Here is a 19,655-nt window from a genome sequence, read left to right as displayed (position 1 = left end):
TAATCGAACAAGAAGGCACAGTGCTCTTGGGTATCTAAGCCCAGTTAACTTTGAAAAACAATATGTCGCTTAATGCGGTGTCCAGTCTTACTGGAGCAGATCAAGATATCCACAACTGGCAGCAAGAATACGGGTTTGCGATTCAACCCAATGATCTTCTGATTATCGTCTCTGACCATTGGATAAGCCGAAGTAAGAACAGCGGAGAGTTATTGCACTGGTGGATGGGCGAATTGCCCGACGAGATAAACGAGTACAGCCAACAAGGTATTACACTTAGAGAGAGTGACTCTCAATTTGCTGCCGATTTGAATAGTAACTTTAAGATCAGTCCGTGTTTTATTAAATTTGGCCACCCTTTAAAACGTTCAGGTAACCAGCAATTGGTTCGCAAATACCTACAACTTTACGCTGTACTTCAATGGCAATAAGAATATCGCTCAGCTTTTGTACTTGATATTAAATACCGAATCCTAGATCTTCATCCCAATATTTTACAAAAATCTATTTTTCATGCGCTCATTATTTATCCAAAAGTTAACTTAGGTTAAATAATAACAACTTGGTGTTTTGAATGTATTTTGAGAAGTAGATAGCATTTCTATGCAAAGATCAAAGCTGTTCGATTTTACAACTTTGACATTCACCCATAATCTAGTCCTTTAACCCTACTTTTCTCTTGTGTATAGCCCGTATTGCCTTAAGTTGGTGCATCATGATGTGGACAATGTTACTCAGCTCATTAATTCATAAAAACTATTAATTGCAGTTAATGATAAGTAACTTTAATGACTAATATCAATTATCATGCTGATTTTTCGTTAATTATATTTATTTATACATTGACCCGACAAATAAGTTTTTATTAATTGACAATTTACTTACACCTGTCAATATTGTGACAGCCGTGACTTTTATGTCCGTCAATGAATTACCCCTTACTAGCGAATATGATTTTATCAGACAGAAGTGAATTTATTAGCTGTATATCAGTAGATGCCGATATGCAGTTTATTGCTAAATATCAAGACCTCACTCTAAGAAGCGTCTATCAACCTATATTTGACCGTTCAATGTGTCAGATAGGTGTCGAAGCTTTGGTGCGTATTTCAAACAACGACGGCGAGATTGTTCGCCCCGATCACTTCTTTCATTCAGACGAAACCTCTAATGCGGATAAAATAAACGTCGAAAGGTTGAGTCGCGCAATTCATATACGTAACTTTGCTCAATCTACTGTCCGTCACCTTCAACTCTTTTTGAATGTTCTGCCAAATGTAGGCGAACTCTTTGCCGCAGAAAAAGTAAGCGAGAGCTTATTGGCTAAAAGACTCCACGAGTTAAACCTGTCCTGTGACCAAATCGTCATGGAACTCGTTGAACTTAGTGTCGATAGTGAAGAAAAGCTCAAATTGGCAGCAACCTCCCTTGCAGACAACGGCTTCCAAATCGCTGTCGATGATTTCGGCACTCAAGCATCTACAGAAAGCCGCGTTTTACACATTGCCCCTCACATCATTAAAGTCGACCGCTCTGTCATGCTGAAGTTTGAGGATGGCGATGCGTCCGATATGGAGCTTGCTATCTCTCTAGCTGAGTCGATCAACGCGAAAACGGTGATTGAAGGTATTGAAACTCAACAGCAGCTAGAACGTATGCAGGCGTTAGGATTCGATATGTTCCAGGGCTACCATTTAGCGATGCCACAACCGATTGAACTCGACTTACTACTTGCAATGTAATTCCCCTCTTCCTTTTTTCGCTCTACTCAATACTGATTGAACCCCATTACGACTTCATGCTCGTCTTTGACTCAGGTTTGATCTGACTTGAGCATGTTCACAAAGCAATTAGATACAAAAAAGCCCAGTCAACAATGACTGGGCTGGCTTAAAAGAATCTGTTTTATATCAATCCCTAATAACCCGCAGTGGACGGTTTGATTCTATATAGGATAGCGAACATCACAGGTACTACTATTAGCGTTAGTACTGTAGCAAAGCCTAAGCCTGCCATGATGGTTATCGCCATCGAGCCGAAAAATGCATCGAATACCAAGGGAATCATACCCAAGATAGTCGTTAGTGCTGCCATAGACACCGGTCGTACACGACTGATCGCACTATCTACAACCGCTAAGTAAGGATCTTTACCTGTCGCAAGTTCACTGTTGATCTGGTCAAGCAGTACGATACCGTTCTTCAGAATCATGCCGCTTAAGCTAAGTAAGCCTAAGAACGCCGTGAAGCTAAATGGCATATTAGTACCTAACAAACCAATTGATACGCCAATGATAGACAGTGGAACCGTAAACCAAATCACAAGCGGCTTACGTACCGAATTGAATAGAAGCATAGTGATGATAAACATCAATAAGTAGCCCATTGGCAATGAACCAAACAGAGACTCTTGTGCATCTTTAGAGCTTTCGTATTCACCACCCCAGCTTATGCTGTAGCCTTCTGGCAAATCTAATGCTTCAACCTTTGGTTTCACACGAGCAAACAAACTTGCTGGTGTTTCATCACCCAGTACATCATGGTCAGCCAATACCGTTAGCGTGCGTTTTCTATCACGACGCTGAATCAGTGGTTCAGACCATTGAAGCTCTACACCATCAATTACTTGTTCAACTGGAATGTAGGTTTGTAGCGACGGGCTCCAAATCTTCACATTGTTTAGCGATTCGAAATCAAAACGCTCTTCTTCCGGTAAACGTGCCACGATAGGTAACATATGCGTACCATCACGCAGTAGGCCGATGTTGTAACCACCAAACGCCATCTGTAACGTCTCGGACAGATCAGTTTTTGAAATGCCTAGGCGACGAGCCTTAGATTCGTTGAACAGCGGTACCAGCTCTTTAGTGCGTTCACGCCAATCGTGACGAACGTTTCGAGAACCAGGGTCAGCTAACAAGATGTCTTCCACTTGTACCGCGATATTACGAAGTGTTTGTGGATCAGCGCCGCTTATACGCGCTTCGATTTTAGATGCTGGTGATGGACCAAACTCAATCAGTTTAAATTGGAACGTAGGTTGTTCAAATCTATTGGCCAAGTCTTTGTCTAGTCCTTCTAGAACTTTAAACATGGTGTCACGGTCAGTGGTTCTTACTTGCAACTGGGCGTACGCTTCGTAGCTCTTTTCTGGTTGGTATGTCAGAGCGAAACGTTGCATGCCCTGCCCAACCGTTGTCGTTACAAACTCCACGTCGTCTTGTTGACGAATGTAACTTTCCACTTTTTCAGTCTGCTTGATGGTTTCACGAACATCGGTACCTTCTGGCATCCACATGTCGACGTAAAACATTGGCGTGTTTGATGGTGGGAAGAACTGTTGCTTCACCATACCGAAACCAACAATTGATGCAGCCAGCAGAGCAACCATGCTCACCACGGTTAACCATCGGAAGCGCAGTGCGAATTTCAGAGACGCGCCGAATACAACAAACAGAATACCTTTGTATGGATCTTCGTTCTCATCGACCTTGTCTTCTTCTTTCAGCATCATTTCTGCAAGGAACGGAGTCAACGTGAGTGCCGTAACCCAACTTAAGAATAATGAGAAACACAACACCCAAAACAGTGAGCCCATGAACTCGCCTGTCGCGTCTTTCGACAAACCAATCGGTGCGAAGGCTGTAATAGCGATAATGGTCGCGCCCAATAATGGCCATTGTGTTTGTGTCACGATGTCTTTCGCTGCTTGAAGTTTAGTCTTACCTTTCTTCAAGCCAACCAGAATACCTTCAACGACGACAATCGCATTGTCCACCAGCATACCCAACGCGATTATCAGTGCACCCAGTGAGATACGGTGCAATTCCACGTTGTTGTAGTCCATCAAGATGAAAGTACCGAATACCGTCAACAGAAGAACTAAACCGATGATCAAACCACTGCGTAATCCCATCGCAAACAACAGTACAATGATAACGATCGCTACCGCTTCAACTAGGCTGATTAAGAAGTCAGCCACTGATTTATCGACTTCTTGCGCTTGGTTGTAGAAGTAGTTCAGTTCTACACCTGCTGGTTTAATGCTTTCTAGGCGATCAAGTTCAGCATCGAGTGCTTTACCAATCTCAACCACGTTTACGCCTGAAGAAAACGCTATACCTAAATTAATTGCAGGCTTACCGTTATACGTTAATACATTGCCTGGTTTTTCTTGAATACCGCGAGTCACTTCGGCAACGTCTTTCAATCGAATCAGATTACCTGTATCGCGACCATGAATGATCAGGTTTTCTAGTTCTTCAACCGTGCTCAATGTGCCGTTTGGCTTGATTGTTAGACTTTGACCATTCAGCATCACCTCACCTGCAGATACCACACTGTTTTGTTGTGCTAACAGTGACGTAACCGTCGACATATCTAGGTTCAATGCGGCTAAACGTTCCAGTGACATCTCGACAAACAGTTGTTCTTGTTGGTCACCGGCAATACTTACTTTACCGACACCGTCGACCAGTTCGATTTCACGCGTTAGGTAATCGGCGTACTGTTTAAGCTCAACGTAGTCATAGCCATCACCGGTCAGCATGATCATCACACCGAATACGTCACCAAAATCATCGATAATCTGAACGGAATTAACACCACTTGGCAGAGTTGGCTGTAGATCGTTTATCTTTCGGCGCATTTCATCCCAGATCTGGGGCAGCTCGTCGGGACCGTAGTCCATCTTCATGCTGACCATAATTTGAGACATACCATTCGATGAGGTCGATGTGATCTTATCGATATAAGGCAACTGTCGTATCTCTTTCTCAAGTGGATACGTCAGTTCCTCTTCAACTTCCATTGATGTAGCGCCAGGGTAAGTTGAAATAATCATGGCATCTTTAATGGTAAAAGCTGGGTCTTCTAAACGGGATAGATTACCAAAAGAAGTGACACCGCCAATGGCTAAAATGACTAGAAACAGCCAGCTAATTACTTTGTTCTTTATTGAATATTCTGCGATGTTCATTCTGCTTTTCCTGACAATTTGATTCCGTCACGGAGTTTTCTTAGATTTGAATTTACGAGTACGTCACCTTGTTCGATACCATGAGCAATGAGTGCGCCGTGGCCGCTAACCTTTTCGACTTCAACTTCGCTCTTGAACGCTTGGCCGTCTTCCATTTTCCAAACGTAAAATTGATTCGCTTCGGAGCCCGCTTCTAGCGTCGTCATAGGTAATTGGTAGCCCTGAACATCGCTCAAGCCAGCCTTTGCCATATCGACATTCACGGTCACGCTCGTACCCGGCAGAATTTCATTTTCAGGTTGTTGCATCTGCATCCAAAACTCATAAGTGCGAGATTGCGGGTGCAGTTCGCTTGTGTGTTCTAGGTAAGTCAGAGGGTATTGGCCAGAGTGTCCACCGAAGGTTGCTTGTGGACGGTAGCTGCTGGAACGCATGTCTGGGCTAATCGATGCTAAGATCGAATCCGATACTTGAATACGCACGTAAACTTTATCGTTCTGATACAAGCTAAGTAGCGTTTCTCCTGGAGTCGCGTTTTCAAAGCGTTCCTTGTCTACCGTGGAAACCGTACCTGAAAATGGTGCGAGCAATTTGGTGTAACTGAGCTTACGCTCCGCTGCTGCTAAATTTGCCGACGCAAGCTTGTAATTAGCCGTCAATTGATCGTGTTCAGATTGCGACAACATTTTGCTGCCAAACATCTCAGTACCACGTGCGAGTTGTTTACTGGCTAGCTCGAACTGGGACTTTGCGTCAGTAAGGTCTTGAACGTAAGTAGCATTATCTAACGTTGCGAGCAGCTGCCCTTTTTCTACTGCGTCCCCCGCCTCTACGGTTACTTGTTGAATTTCACCAGCCAGCTTAAATGACAATGGTGTGAGTTCTGCAGGCATAACCTGACCGTTAAAGCTTCTATACTGATCGGTCAATGGTGCGCCGACTTCAAAAGTTGACACCAACAAAGGCGGCTGTTCGCGATGTTGGATTTCATTATTACAGGCCTGAAGTAACAACGCTGATGCAACAACCACTGATAATTTAGAAAGGTTCATTAAATACCACCCTCACGTAGCCATGCTTTTACTTGTTGTCCTTCAGATAAAACATCGACACCTGCTTCTACGATTAAGTCGCCCGAAGACAGACCATCAATCACATTACCTTGTTTATTCAGAGTGACTTGTACCTTAGAAATCAATTGCGAATCTGGGTTGTAGCGCCACAACTCACCATGGTCCGTGTCTTTGCTCAACCAAGCTGAATCAACAATACCGATACCGTAGTCCGATCGGTTTTTCTGTACTTCCACTTGCGCTGTCATTCCTGAAAGCAGGTTGATATCTTGAGGCTTTTCGATGGACACAACCGCTTGGTAGCTGTTGGTATCTTCGTCGGGCTGAGTTGATATCTCTTTAAAGCGAGTTGGGATACGAATGCCGCGGTGGCTATCCATCACAACCCACATGTTTGAGCTTGTTAGATCTTGAATCGAACGGTCTTCGAGTTTTGAAACTGGAATAGAGAACGTCACATCCATTTCGCCGTTGTTCAAAATGTTTAGAACTGGCTGTTTCTCCGCAATTAGCTGATATTGCTTACCAAATACCATCGATACCACGCCATCGAAAGGAGCAACTAATGTCGTGTAGCCAAGGTTTGTTTTTGCTTGGTCCAATTCAACTTCAGCGGCAGTAAAAGTGTTAAGGGCTTGGTCGTAATAATCGGTACTCACAAGCTTTTTCGAGTACAACTCCGAAGCCTGCTTGTATTGACTGTTCGCAAGGTCAAATTTCGCTTGTGCAGCATCAACCGCAATTCGGTAATCCGTTGCATCTAACACGGCTAAAACTTGGCCTTTCTTAACTTCTTGTCCCATACGAACATCGAAAACTTCGATATCGCCACCCACTTGGAATGACAACGCAGCACGATCTGTCGCGTCGACCTTTGCGATAAAGCTATCAAGATCAACATCCGTCTGTTGGGGGATCTCAAATAACTTTACGGGCTTAATCACCTGTACATTTTCTTCTGACTGAACCTTGTTACACCCAGCCAAAGAGCCTGCGAGTAACAGCGCGGCGATCACTGCACCTACCTGCTTACTTGTTTTGGCGTGAATAGACACCTTGGATTGCATGTTGCGTCTCCATTTAATTATTATGATTTACTACACAGGTGTGCAGTATATTAAAAAACTGCAGATTCACAAGCTTTACTTTCCACCTGTGCAGTATTTTTTATTTCAGTAAAAACAGTGTAGAATGTCGTAATCGGATAAATGTGTGAAATGAAGATGACTGAAAAGAAGCAAGGTAGAAGAAGCGCAAAAGACGCTGAAGAAACTCGATTTCAAATAATGACTGTGGCTGCAGAGATGTTCTGTGACTCTGGTTACGAACGTGTTTCGTTGCGTAATATCAGCGAAAAAGCTGGTGTATCTCATAGCCTCATTCGCCACCATTTCGGTAGTAAAGAAAAGATATGGCACGCAATAAGTGATTGTTTACATGTGTATTTTCAATCTTACATCAGTAAAATCATGCAGGAATTGCCAAAAGGTGTTGCACCGAATATTTCGATCTATTTGTTTGCCATGCGTCTGTTTACTAACATGATCCATTCTCGAAGACCAATGCAGCTTCTCTCAGATTCTGTACGTCAAGAAGACAACCTCGTTGACTACTTTATCGATAATGTGGGCGATCTTGAGTATGAGATAAACATGCTTGCAGACCAATACAACAAAGCGAATCCGGAAAAAGCCGTCAATATTTATGAAATTAAATGGCAAATGATTATGTTCGCGAACGGCGCAGTTTGCCTAACTCCCTTCATGGAAAGTACCTGGAACGAAGGTGATATGGAGGCAACGGCTGAAGAAGCGCTAATGAAACACTGGCAGATGTTCAATAAACAAATGGTTAATCAATTTGCTATTGAAGAAGAATGGGTACTTAACCCGAGCACTCTAGAAGAATTAATTTATGAAGTGCCGTGCGAGTGGAAATGTAACCCAGAACACAACCACGACTGACATCAATTCCAGGCAAAAATAATTTGAACGATAAAAAAATGCGCCGTTACATCATTCATGTAACGGCGCGTTTTTATTGGAAAGGTTCAGAAAGCCCGGTTATCGGCGAGCCTTACCGCGATTTTGGTGAATCTTGAGCTTTGCTTTCATTTTACGCTTTTCTGCTGAACGGCTTTTACTACGACCACCTCGCTCAGGTGACACATCTTGCTCGGGGCTAGGTTCAAAGCCCTTTAGCCACTCTTGAGGTAGACGTGTATCGAGTAGTCGCTCAATTGCGCCCAGCAAGTACGCTTCATCGTGGCTCATAAGAGAAATTGCAAGGCCACTATTCCCCGCGCGGCCTGTACGACCAATACGGTGCACATAGTCTTCCGCTTTGTAAGGCATATCGTAGTTCACCACTTGTTCAAGCTGCTGAATATCGATGCCACGGGCAGCAACATCGGTTGCGATAAGTGCTCTTACTTTACCTGATTTAAAATCGTCGAGGGCTTTTTGGCGAGCACCTTGGCTTTTATCCCCATTGATTGATGCCGCTTTAATCCCATCCAATTTAAGCTCTTTAACCAAAGCATCTGTGCCCTGCTTCGTCTTAGTAAACACCAATACCTGTTGCCAGTTATTTGAACCAATTAAGTACGCTAGTAATTCGCTTTTGCGCTTCTTATCGACTGGGTAAACCATCTGTTTAACCGTCTCAGCAGTGCTATTGGTTGGTGTCACTTGAATTTCACTTGGTGACTGCATCATGCGGTGCGCAATGGCTTTGATTTTGTTGTCGAACGTTGCCGAGAAAAACAGAGTTTGTCGCACTTCATTCATACGCGAAAGAATACGTTTGATATCTGGCATGAAACCCATGTCTAGCATGCGGTCAGCTTCATCTAATACCAATACTTCTGTTTGGCTCAACATGATGTTCTTAGTGAACATGTGGTCTATCAAACGACCCGGAGTCGCAACTAAGATATCGGCACCTGCACGTAGGTTATCGGTTTGGACCTTCATGCTCACTCCACCATAAGCCACTACCACTTTAAGGTCTGTGCCCTTTGCGTAGCTAGTTACGTTATCAAATACCTGTTGTGCAAGCTCACGCGTTGGCACTAAAACCAGAGCACGAACTAACTTAGGGTTTGGAATAACGTTATCTTTAGTTGCGAGTAATCTTTGAATAATTGGCAAGCCAAAAGCCGCTGTTTTACCCGTACCCGTTTGAGCACCAGCCAGCACATCTTTACCCTCTAATACCAAAGGAATCGCTTGTTCTTGAACACTGGTTGGAGCCGTAAAATTAAGCTCTGATAGCGTAGCAAGTAAATGCTCAGACAATCCTAGTTGGTTAAAAGATTTCGTAGATTCAGACATAGTATGATGCTCAAAGATTAAATAGGCGCGGATTGTAGCAAACCTGGATTACGCTGTTTACCTTTCCTTTTGATTTTTCTGTAATTGGAGTGCATTAAACTCATTTGCTTCCTTCAAAACCATGGGATAAAGCTCATTAAAGTGACACTGCAACGTATCATAGTGAATTTCTAAGTCAGCATAGCACGCTTTAAGCAGACCGAGCTTTGGCCTTCGCAACGCCATTCGTTGTAACACCATTTCTATGGATGACATCTCTTGATAGCTCTCTAACCACCTCTGCTCAGCCATTTTTTGGTGAACAGTAATGAAGTGCTCAGGCCAATGTGGCTCTTGGTTTTCAAAGATCTGCTGATGGCTGTCGGAGCAAAAATGGTCAAGTGATTGTGTCGAGAACTGAGCCCAATGATTAGCTAAGCAGTGGTCCCAGAATACATCGAGTGCAATAGGCGCAAAGCGTTTCGTTTGATTTGAAAAGAGTGATTTAGCAGAACGAGAAACCTCGTGCCTATCTGTATAACTGTCTACAAAGCGATGAAGTCGAATTCCGTCGGACAGCGAATCTGAATAGTGTTTATTTGGGTCGCCTTTCACAAAATCACCTAACAAGTTTCCTGCTAGGTTGCTCTTACAGTGTTTGGCGATATGAAGGTGTGCGAGAAAGTTCATTGAACCTCATTAAAGTGTCGAGAACTAAGTAACATGGTAAACGTACTTGTTTATCTTCGCGAACTTTAATGAGGATAGCTTTTGGTATGACGAGTGAGCGAATCAGATTTGCTCAGTATAAGAATTGAAATGAAACGTTAGTTAGAAGATGTAAAAAGCTCTTCTGCTAACTGTTTAACTGTCTGTTCGTAGTCAGATAAATCAATGCCAATTTCCATAGCATCTAACAGCTCAAGACTTTCGTCATTATAAGATTGGTCACTCATTGTGCCCCCTCTATTCCTTGGTGTGGACGTGTTGTCCAATTAACTAGTGCACCATCTTGGACTTATATTATGTCACTTTGATGAACGCACTCTACTCTACCCATTCCATATTTATAGCTTGAAGCTACTCGCGATCATCAGCGCTTATCTACGCTAAAGGGGTATACGCGAACGACATATGTACTGCCACCTTACACCAAGTACAACAAATTACTCTATAAATTTTGAAGCAGATCATGGTCAAACGTTTGCTTCACCCTTTTAAATGCCTAGACCCAAAACAATCGTAAACATAAATTTACAGTGGATATTTTTAATTACATTAGATGTTGCATTTGGAATTAAACTCAATCAGAATACTTCAAAATCGAGATATTCTTTGGGTTTATGCGCTTAAGCTAGAAGAATTACAATGAAAACACACTCTAACGTAAAGAATTATATACAATGAATAAATCAAAGGTTTTCGGTAGTACTTTGATCATTGCAGGCACAACGATTGGTGCTGGCATGCTCGCTCTTCCTCTTGCTTCTGCAGGCATTGGCTTTTCAACTTCACTTTTCTTGATGCTTGGTTTGTGGGCATTAATGGCGTTTACAGCATTATTAATGGTTGAGCTTCACCAATTCGTGGAGTCCGACGCGACCCTACACACACTGGCTCACACGATTTTAGGTACTAAGGGGAAATGGATTGCGAGCTTCGCGGTTATGTTCCTGTTTTATGCTCTATGCGCAGCTTACATCGCGGGCGGTGGTGCACAGTTTAATCAGCGTATTTCAGATATAGCGGGTATTGAACTGAACGGTCAAGTCACGACTTTACTCTTCACACTGCTAGTAGCGGGCGTTGTAACCATTGGCACACACAGTGTTGATAAAGTAAACCGCGTTTTATTTGGTTTGAAACTGATCGCTATGGTTCTGGTACTTAGCTTCCTAGCACCAAACATCACTTCTCAATACCTATTGAGCATGCCTTTACAGCAAGGCCTGATCGTTGCAGCTATTCCTGTCGTGTTCACGTCTTTCGGCTTCCACGGCAGTATCCCTTCTATCGTAAGATACCTAGATGGCGATGTACGCTCGCTACGTAAAGTAATGATCATCGGCTCTGCTTTGCCTTTAGTTATCTACATTTTCTGGCAAGGCGTTACTTTAGGCGTTGTAAGCCAAGAACAATTACTTTCTGACACTAGTCTAGGTGCCCTATTGGTTTCGTTGTCGCAAACGGTGCACCAATCAAACCTTAGCGTCATCGTAGGCGTATTTGCCGACCTCGCTCTTCTCACTTCATTTATCGGTGTGAGCTTGGGTCTATTTGAATTTATGGGCGACTCATTAAGCAATAAGCTAGGTAGTGCAAAACGTGTTAAGACTGCGATTATCACTTTCTTGCCTCCACTTGGCTTTGCACTGTTCTACCCGCAAGGCTTTATCATGGCGTTAGGCTATGCAGCAATTGCACTCTCAGTGCTAGCGATTCTGTTGCCTACCGTGATGGTCTATAAAGTACGTTACACAGATTTCACGATCAACACTCAAGACACCGCTGCAGCCTACCAAGTGCTAGGTGGAAGCAAGGCGTTGTTTTTAGCAGGGAGTATTGGTGTATTTATTATTGCGATTCAAATCCTTATATCACTAGGGTTATTACCTTCACTGGGCTAATAACGGGTTACGCGAATGATATAATTGATCGAGATCTCATTAATGACATATCCATATCATTAGTTTTCACAATTACTCGGCTTACATCACATTTTTATTGAGGTCGGTTATTTAGAGTCCACGGTAAAGGATTTACCGTGGAGTTTTTATGAAAGAAGTACAATTTCGAACGATAGACAAGCTGTTTATCAAAATGTCTATCAACGATAAGTTTTGGGTTATTTTCTTAATCTTTTTCGCTGCAGTAGCAAGCTTATCTGGCCTCAACTATGTCAATAAAATGGAGCAAATTGACACTAGTGCAAAACAACAAGCCGAATACCAATTACAAGGCATTTTATCAGCCTCAGATATCCCAACTAGCGTAAGTGGCGTGACCCAACAATCAAACCCTCACGCTACAACGATTTCAGATAAAGGCGTTGTTACGGCAACGGCAATCGGTACCGACGGTAAATACTATTCACTGACCCTTCCTAATTACGATACTCAAGACCAAAAACAGCAAGCACTGTACACTTTATTACTCAGCTTTTTATGGTGTGTCCCTTTCGGTCTTTTCTGCTACTGGGTTGCCACTTTCTTAGGAGGCGCACTTTGGGTACTTTATACAACAACTCAAAAGATTGGAGATGGCGATTTAACCTCTCGACTCGGCTTCCACCCAGGACGTGATGAGTTTGGAACGATTGGCTGCGCACTTGACCGATCAATGGATACTCTGACCGAACTGGTAAACAACGTTAACCAAAGCGCCGCAACGCTTAGCGAAACCTCTTCTTCTTTTGAAACTGAGATGAAGCGCAGCGAGACACAAATTATGAGTCAAAACGCTTCGCTAGACTCTGTTGCAACAGCAATGGACCAAATGACAGCTTCTGCAAACGAAGTATCTAACATTTCAGCACGTTCGACCGAGCAGACGGAGCAAGACGCACAACAAATTAACGACAGCCACGCGAAGGTACAACAAGCAATTTCAGAAATAACTACCCTGTCTTCTTTGATCGAGCAAACCTCTTCTTCTGTGACCAGCTTGAATGTGAACACCAGTCAAATAAACGAAGTGATAACCACAATCAATGCTATCTCAGAGCAAACAAACCTACTCGCATTGAACGCGGCCATTGAAGCAGCTCGTGCGGGCGAACAAGGACGTGGTTTCGCGGTGGTTGCTGATGAAGTACGAACGCTGGCTAGCCGAACTCAATCCGCAACGGTAGAGATCCAAGCTATGATTGAGCGTTTGCAACAAGAAAGCCAAAACATTGCAAAGATTACCGAGCAAACCGTCGATCAAGCGCAGACCAGTAGCCAGTTGATTTCAAACATCGGCGACGACGTAAACTCAATTGCTGATTCCGCACAAGCGCTAATGGACATGAGTATTCAAATCGCCACATCTGCTGATGAGCAAAGTAACGTAGCGAATACCATCGCCGCAGAGCTCAATGACATTCGCAGTCAATCCGATGTAATAAAAGAAGTCGCTCAAAACTCATCGAACGGTGTATCAAAGCTAACGGACGCATCGATTACCCTATCTCAGACTTTAGCGAGATATCGCACTTAACCTAACGAAGATGAGCGTCATGGCGCTGGAAAATAATAATCGCCAGCTTCTGAACTAGAAAAAATTGAAAGCAAACTAAAAAGGACTCGCTATGAGTCCTTTTTTAATAAAATCCACCAATGTCATTACATTTACCATGGGTACTAACGATGAGATTATCATTACCATGAAGCAAGTCGCAAAGGAGAGAATATAAGGGAGCAAAACTGTCTAATAAACGAGCTTAGGAGTAATCTAGCTATACGGGTCTTTTTTCGCTTACCCTCTTGCTGCAGGTGACACATAATGAATAAAACAGAAGCACCAAACATCGAAGACGTGACATGCCCTTTATGCCAACATGACGAATATCTACTCTCGGAAAGTGGAGAGAAGTTTACTTGCGCATCCTGCGGATTTCACACAAAACAATTTAGTAAAGTACTCAGCCTTCAATTGGGCGCTAACCCACCAAAGCTGCAGAGCTCGGTTTATCACCACTTGAGCAGTGCTTGCCATTAATCCAAACGGAAATTTCTTCCAAACTATAGATATCCTGAGCCGCCAGCTCTGCTGTATCGGCTTTTGGATCATCACTTAATGTCTCATCTACATTCGGTCTTAATCTGAACGACTGAATACCCGCTCTTACACCTGCTTCAATACCTTTCAAGGTATCGTCAACATAAATACACTCATTAGGTAAAAAACCCATATTCATTGCGGTATACATGATCAAGTCTGGCTCTGGTTTCCAGCTGTTTGCATCAAACGCCGAAAACACTTTCCCTTTAAAGTCATCAAGCATACCTGTCATTGCGAGAGAAGATTCAACTCTAGATTTCGGTGCATTAGAAGCAATACAAAATTCGATGTCTTGATGTTTGAGGAATTCAATCAGTTCGATAGCGCCATCCATCGGTTTCAAGTGCCGTTGGAACAAGGCTTCTAATTCAGTGCGATATAAAGGTTCAAGTGTATCAATGGAGATGGATAAACCAAGACGAGCCTGCGTGTCCATTAAAATATCTGCTAGCTTCCCGCCTTGAAAGTGAGCGTAGCAGTCATTGAGGTTTAGGTTGGCCCCAAATTCGCTGAAGACATTGACTAAGGCTTGGCAGCACAGCTTTTCACTGTCGATAAGCGTGCCATCGCAATCAAATATCACACATTTAGTCTGTTCTAACCGCATAGTTCTCTCACTCAGATTCAATCCAAGTTTTATCCTATAGGGTTCTTTCAAAGTGAGGGATGACTGAGGTAACAGTTTACGGATGCATGCTTATTTCTCTTCGCAAAATATGCAGCAGATCACCTTCTGAGTCGCCATAAGCAACAGTTTTCATCAAATTATCACCAGGCTCACAGTATCAATGCCTGAAAGCTTTACAAAAAACTGAAGTTAATAGGAGAAAATATAAATCTTAGAATACAAAAATCGTTGTACGAAGTATTAACTGACTGCCGACTCTGCTTCGACTTTGGATTTATCTTCTATCTTCAAGGTATATTCAAAAGCTGCGGTGTCAGGATAGGCATCTCGTATCGCGACAAACTCTGGTAAATGCTTCAGAAGTAACTGAGTCAGGTTAGGATCAAACTGATAGCCGCATTCTCGCTCAAATAAGTCTACAACCATATCTAAAGACCATGGCTCTTTGTAACAACGCGCGCTCAGCAATGCATCAAATACATCCGCGACCGCAGTAATACGAGCAAACAAGTGGATTTCTTCACCCGACTTACCATTTGGATAACCGGCGCCGTCCCAACGTTCATGGTGTTCATTGGCAATAATCGCCGCTAGGTTAGTAATATCACCTGAACCGCTCTTCAACAAATTGTAACCCGCTGTGGTGTGAAGCTTCATTACCTCCCACTCTTGCTCGGTTAGCTTACCCGGTTTGTCGAGAATAGACTCTGGAACCGAGATCTTACCGACATCGTGCATTGGGCTGATGATCTCTATCATCTCGACTTCGCGGTGACTCAAACCGCTGTGCTTGGCTAACAATGCTGACAACTTAGCCACGCGTTTAACATGATTGCCTGTCTCGCCTGAACGTGTCTCAATGGCCTCACCTAGTACATGAATCATCTCTTTTTGGACATTCAAAGTTTGCTTTTGCAGAGACAGAATGCGTTTGTTCTTTTTCGCTAGCTCTTTCTTTTGGCGTAAAGTGATGAATTGCATCACGATAATCAAACTAAGACCCGCAATAACCATGGTCAAACCCAGAAGCAGTTGAAAGTTCTTACGCAGAAATGAGGAAGGTTCGTTGATAATCACGGACTCTTCAGGCAACGCGCTTTCGCTTAAACCGTATTTCCGAATCGCGTCGTAGTTGAAAACGAAACGTACGTTATCACCTGGGACCAAAGAGCTTTTAAAACCCAGTGGTACATATTTGTCGAGAGCATCGACAGCCTGTTCCCCCATGCTTTGTGAGTGGTTCACATAGCCACCTAGAACGTCCCCTAAAATATAAAACTGCCAAAGAGCGAATACGGGCGCTGCACTCGCCTTAGATAGCGTCTCAGCAATTTCCGTATAAGAGTGGTAAACACCTTGGGTTAGCTCTGTATTGTAGTGGCTGATTAGCACGGCATCGTCAGGAGAAATGTTTTTCAGGTATTGGCTGGCCTGCTCCAGTGTTTGATTATTGATTTCAACTAAATTGATTTGTGGGAAGCCCGCCATGACTTTATGAACTTCTTTACGGATCAGCTGAGACGTGACACTGTAATCATTTACAAAGTATAAGTTCTTGATATTAGGGCGTAGTTGAGAGATAAGCTCGATATTAATATCAATATGATCATTCTCATAAAGCACGGTCGCTTTATCACTCACCGCATACATGTCGGTGCTGAGATCATTGATACCGACTGCCACTACTGGCGTCGAACGGTCAATAATAGAACTCAATGATTCAAGGAAGTTGGCAGCGTTATCATCTGTCACAATAACCCCCTCAAATTCATAATCTGAATATTTGGCTTCGAAGTATTCGACTAGAGAGTCATAGTATTGTTGGCTGTGGATACGCTTGGTATCTAGGTGCTCAATAGAGAGCTTAACTTCGCTTTGAGATTGCTTAAACGCACTATCGATGCCCTTTTGGAAATCCGCGGTCCATTGGTAGGAAGGTTCGTAGGAGTGAAGAACTAGGATTTGTTTAACATCCCAGTCATTAGCATAAATCACAGGAGAAAAAGCGCTAACACACAATACAGCGATTGAGATCAATAGCTTGTACATACCGAACCCTTTTTAAAAGACGGTGTATTGTACTCAGATTAACGCTTTCTCAAAGGATCTTTAGTTCTCGAACCATACTTTATCGAAAGAACCTTGATCTTGTGCCCAAAAATCATGTAACTGTTTAGCAAACCCGACAATATTTTGATCGTCTTGGTTAACAATATCCGATATTAACACTTCATCTTCACTGACGGTCACAATCGCACTCGCCACTACGTCACCGTTTTTAGTGCCGACATATAAGTCATGCTCATCTGACAACATGATTTGGCTCAGGAACTCCAAGATATTGGCCCTTTCGGCTTCATCTTGATACGCACTAGCTTGGTTGAGCGAGAAAAGTACCGTGAGTTTGTGAAAATCAACTTTGTGCAATTCATCGATGTGTGAGGGAGTTTGAGCTTGCGGAAGGAGTTGGTAAGTTTTTTGGGAAAGTTGTTTTTTATAGATATCTAAACCTAGAAGGCTCTCTTTTGCGGGGTATGCAATGTCGAGTTGGCTAAATAACCATTGATTTTTCTTTAATGCTATTTCAGGTATTTCGTTATTCATTCTTTTAGTACCTACAGTTAGTATCCCCAAATATCGCAGTTATTTGGAAGACATACGGTCGGCTGAGGCGCCGAGCTACATGCAGAGAGCATACAGAGCATCACCAAGGCCAACAAGTACTTTAAATGCTTCATATTTTTCATTATCTAACAACATCCTTTAAGAACTTAGCGAAAAGCTCTACACTCGTATTCAAGCTTTCAATTTTCCTTATAGTAAACAGAACTATACAAATAAAAAGGACTTCTTATGAAAAAAGCCTTAATAGCAGCCGGTATCATGACAATGTTAGCAGGCTGTTCGGACAACGAGGTTGGCGACGTATCTTTAGGTTTCTTCACAATGAAGGACATTAAGATGTCATCATTAGACGATGACAAAATTCCAGGAGTGACTTGTCACATCGCTTCCATCGAGGCAAACCTCAGCCTTTCTGATCCAAGTGACAGCTCTATTTCTTGCCGCCAAACGGGTGAAATCACGCCTGAAATGATAGCGAAGATTGATAAGAGTAAATCAGGTGAAGTGGTGTTCAAACAGTCGAAAAGTATCTTCTTCAAGACCATGAAAGTTCGCCGTATCTACGACGCTGAGAATCAATCTCTACTCTACTTGTCTTACACAACGAAAGAGACTGAAGGCAGCTTCAAACATAGCCTGTCTACCGTTCCTCTATGGGGCACAGAGGCTTATGTTGATCCTGCGACACTAGTACCAACAGAATAATCAATACGAATCACCTGTACAGACATTGTGCAGGTGATTCAAAATGTAATAAAAATGAAAGAAACAGAAACAAAATGTGATATCATGCGGCAAAATTTTTTCACTGTATTTTTCATATGAAGTTTCCTGGACAGCGTAAATCTAAGCATTACTTTCCAACTCACGCACGTGATCCGTTGGTCAACCAAATTCAACAAACACCTAAACTGCACCGCGCAACGATCGTTGGTGTCGGTCAAACGATTGTTGATATCGAAGCCCGTGTTGACAGCGCGTTCCTAGATAAATATGAGCTGAGTAAAGGTCACTCACTTGTATTGGAAGAAAGTAAAGCCGATGCGCTGTATGAAGAGCTTGTAGAGCGCGGTTTGATCACACATCAATACCCAGGCGATACTATCGGCAACACACTGCACAACTATTCCGTACTTGCAGACAGCAAATCTGTGCTGCTTGGCGTAATGTCTAAGAAAATTGAAGTTGGCTCATTTGGTTACCGTTACCTATGCCGCACTTCTTCTCGTATGAACCTAAACCACCTACAAACTGTTGATGGTCCGATTGGTCGTTGTTACACGCTAATCACCGAAGATGGTGAGCGTACGTTTGCTATCAACGAAGGACACATGAACCAGCTTCTTCCTGAAAGCATTCCTGAGAAAGTCTTCGAGAAAGCATCAGCGCTTGTCGTGTCTTCATACCTAATGCGTGGTAATCCTGAAGATCCAATGCCAAAAGCGGTACAAAAAGCGATTGAGTATGCAAAAGCGCATAACGTGCCAGTTGTTCTTACACTCGGTACAAAGTACGTGATCGAAGGTAATGCTGAATGGTGGCAAGAATATCTGAAAGAGAACGTGACCATCGTTGCGATGAATGAAGACGAAGGTGAAGCGTTAACAGGCGAAAAAGATCCACTTCTTGCAGCGAACAAAGCTTTAGAGTGGGTTGACCTAGTACTGTGTACTGCTGGTCCAATCGGCCTTTACATGGCAGGTTATACAGACGAGCTAGCAAAACGCGAAACTACGCTTCCACTATTGCCAGGTAATATCCCTGAGTTCAACAAGTATGAATTCAGCCGTGCAATGCGTAAACAAGACTGTGAAAACCCGGTAAAAGTGTACTCTCACATTGGCCCATACCTTGGTGGCCCATTAGAGATTAAGAACACTAACGGTGCTGGTGATGGCGCACTTTCAGCTCTGTTACACGACATGGCAGCAAACAGCTACCACTTCGTTAACGTACCAAACTCAGAGAAACACGAGCACGCGTGTCTTACGTACTCTTCACTGTCTCAAATTTGTAAGTACGCAAACCGCGTAAGTTACGAAGTATTAACACAGCACTCTCCTCGCCTCTCTCGCGCATTACCAGAACGCGAAGATAGCTTAGAAGAAACATACTGGGATCGTTAATCCACGTTACTTATTACGTGAGTTACCTTTCCTATCTTAAAGGGCTGCGATATGCAGCCCTTTTTGTATTCAGCGTAAATGTGTGCACTTAATGCAAAATCAAATCGAATATTTTGCTCATTGAAGATTTGATCTCGCGCAATGACTC

At 43.1% G+C, this 19,655-nt stretch carries 15 protein-coding genes and 1 pseudogene; 7 read left to right on the top strand and 9 right to left on the bottom strand.

Annotated features, from left to right (window positions below; genetic code table 11):
• Nucleotides 1-116: 116 nt before the first annotated feature.
• Nucleotides 117-431, top strand: a pseudogene (locus tag F0251_RS22635) (hypothetical protein); the annotation flags it as partial.
• A gap of 573 nt (nt 432-1,004) precedes the next feature.
• Entirely contained in the window at nt 1,005-1,742 is a 738-nt protein-coding gene (locus tag F0251_RS22630; protein WP_116870679.1) for an EAL domain-containing protein, read from the top strand.
• A gap of 175 nt (nt 1,743-1,917) precedes the next feature.
• Here the strand turns inward: F0251_RS22630 and F0251_RS22625 are convergent, their stop codons facing one another.
• Genes F0251_RS22625 through F0251_RS22615 form a run of 3 tightly spaced genes read right to left on the bottom strand, consistent with a single transcriptional unit; the run spans nt 1,918 to nt 7,117 of the window.
• Nucleotides 1,918-4,977: an efflux RND transporter permease subunit gene (locus tag F0251_RS22625; protein WP_171731870.1), complete on the bottom strand. Its 3,060-nt coding sequence runs from the start codon at nt 4,975-4,977 to the stop codon at nt 1,918-1,920.
• Nucleotides 4,974-6,029, bottom strand: a complete 1,056-nt coding sequence (locus F0251_RS22620; protein WP_171731869.1) for an efflux RND transporter periplasmic adaptor subunit — start codon at nt 6,027-6,029, stop codon at nt 4,974-4,976. Before F0251_RS22620 ends, F0251_RS22625 begins: the two co-directional genes overlap by 4 nt.
• On the bottom strand, nt 6,029-7,117 hold the full coding sequence (locus F0251_RS22615) for an efflux RND transporter periplasmic adaptor subunit (RefSeq protein ID WP_116870681.1): 1,089 nt from the start codon (nt 7,115-7,117) through the stop codon (nt 6,029-6,031). The genes F0251_RS22620 and F0251_RS22615 overlap by 1 nt, the downstream gene beginning before the upstream one ends.
• 150 nt (nt 7,118-7,267) lie before the next feature.
• On the opposite strand from F0251_RS22615, the gene F0251_RS22610 reads away from it, so the two are divergent.
• On the top strand, nt 7,268-8,014 hold the full coding sequence (locus F0251_RS22610; RefSeq protein ID WP_061030981.1) for a TetR/AcrR family transcriptional regulator: 747 nt from the start codon (nt 7,268-7,270) through the stop codon (nt 8,012-8,014).
• 99 nt (nt 8,015-8,113) lie between these two features.
• Here the strand turns inward: F0251_RS22610 and F0251_RS22605 are convergent, their stop codons facing one another.
• From F0251_RS22605 to F0251_RS24590, 3 genes are all read right to left on the bottom strand, one after another.
• Complete coding sequence (locus F0251_RS22605) at nt 8,114-9,385, bottom strand: DEAD/DEAH box helicase (RefSeq protein ID WP_061030982.1); 1,272 nt, start codon at nt 9,383-9,385, stop codon at nt 8,114-8,116.
• 57 nt (nt 9,386-9,442) lie between these two features.
• A complete protein-coding gene (locus tag F0251_RS22600) occupies nt 9,443-10,054 on the bottom strand; it encodes an ACP phosphodiesterase (RefSeq protein WP_171731868.1) in 612 nt (203 codons plus the stop codon).
• A gap of 137 nt (nt 10,055-10,191) precedes the next feature.
• Nucleotides 10,192-10,320, bottom strand: coding sequence for a hypothetical protein (locus F0251_RS24590; RefSeq protein WP_008216938.1), 129 nt, complete (start codon nt 10,318-10,320; stop codon nt 10,192-10,194).
• Between the two features lie 447 nt (nt 10,321-10,767).
• Here F0251_RS24590 and F0251_RS22595 point away from each other — a divergent pair, with 447 nt between their 5' ends.
• Together F0251_RS22595 and F0251_RS22590 are read left to right on the top strand one after the other, a co-directional pair.
• Nucleotides 10,768-11,991, top strand: a complete 1,224-nt coding sequence (locus F0251_RS22595; RefSeq protein ID WP_171731867.1) for an aromatic amino acid transport family protein — start codon at nt 10,768-10,770, stop codon at nt 11,989-11,991.
• A 148-nt stretch (nt 11,992-12,139) separates the two neighbouring features.
• Nucleotides 12,140-13,564 (top strand): methyl-accepting chemotaxis protein, encoded by a 1,425-nt coding sequence (locus F0251_RS22590; RefSeq protein WP_008216941.1) that lies wholly within the window; start codon nt 12,140-12,142, stop codon nt 13,562-13,564.
• 442 nt (nt 13,565-14,006) lie between these two features.
• Here F0251_RS22590 and F0251_RS22585 read toward each other — a convergent pair whose 3' ends face one another.
• From F0251_RS22585 to F0251_RS22575, 3 genes are all read right to left on the bottom strand, one after another.
• Complete coding sequence (locus F0251_RS22585) at nt 14,007-14,735, bottom strand: HAD-IA family hydrolase (protein WP_116870683.1); 729 nt, start codon at nt 14,733-14,735, stop codon at nt 14,007-14,009.
• 261 nt (nt 14,736-14,996) lie between these two features.
• Entirely contained in the window at nt 14,997-16,805 is a 1,809-nt protein-coding gene (locus F0251_RS22580) for an HD domain-containing phosphohydrolase (RefSeq protein ID WP_061030987.1), read from the bottom strand.
• 60 nt (nt 16,806-16,865) lie between these two features.
• Entirely contained in the window at nt 16,866-17,360 is a 495-nt protein-coding gene (locus F0251_RS22575) for a hypothetical protein (protein ID WP_116870684.1), read from the bottom strand.
• Nucleotides 17,361-17,609: 249 nt separating this feature from the next.
• Here F0251_RS22575 and F0251_RS22570 point away from each other — a divergent pair, with 249 nt between their 5' ends.
• Nucleotides 17,610-18,086 carry a CreA family protein gene (locus F0251_RS22570; protein ID WP_061030989.1) on the top strand — a complete coding sequence of 159 codons (477 nt, stop codon included), beginning with the start codon at nt 17,610-17,612 and terminating at the stop codon, nt 18,084-18,086.
• A 116-nt stretch (nt 18,087-18,202) separates the two neighbouring features.
• Complete coding sequence (locus F0251_RS22565; protein WP_008216948.1) at nt 18,203-19,507, top strand: inosine/guanosine kinase; 1,305 nt, start codon at nt 18,203-18,205, stop codon at nt 19,505-19,507.
• The last annotated feature ends 148 nt before the right edge of the window (nt 19,508-19,655 follow it).

Source organism: Vibrio sp. 070316B (assembly GCF_013114115.1).
Lineage (GTDB): Bacteria > Pseudomonadota > Gammaproteobacteria > Enterobacterales > Vibrionaceae > Vibrio > Vibrio chagasii_B.
Note: the sequence above shows the minus strand (reverse complement) of the source record. Positions and strands in the feature narration are given on the sequence as shown.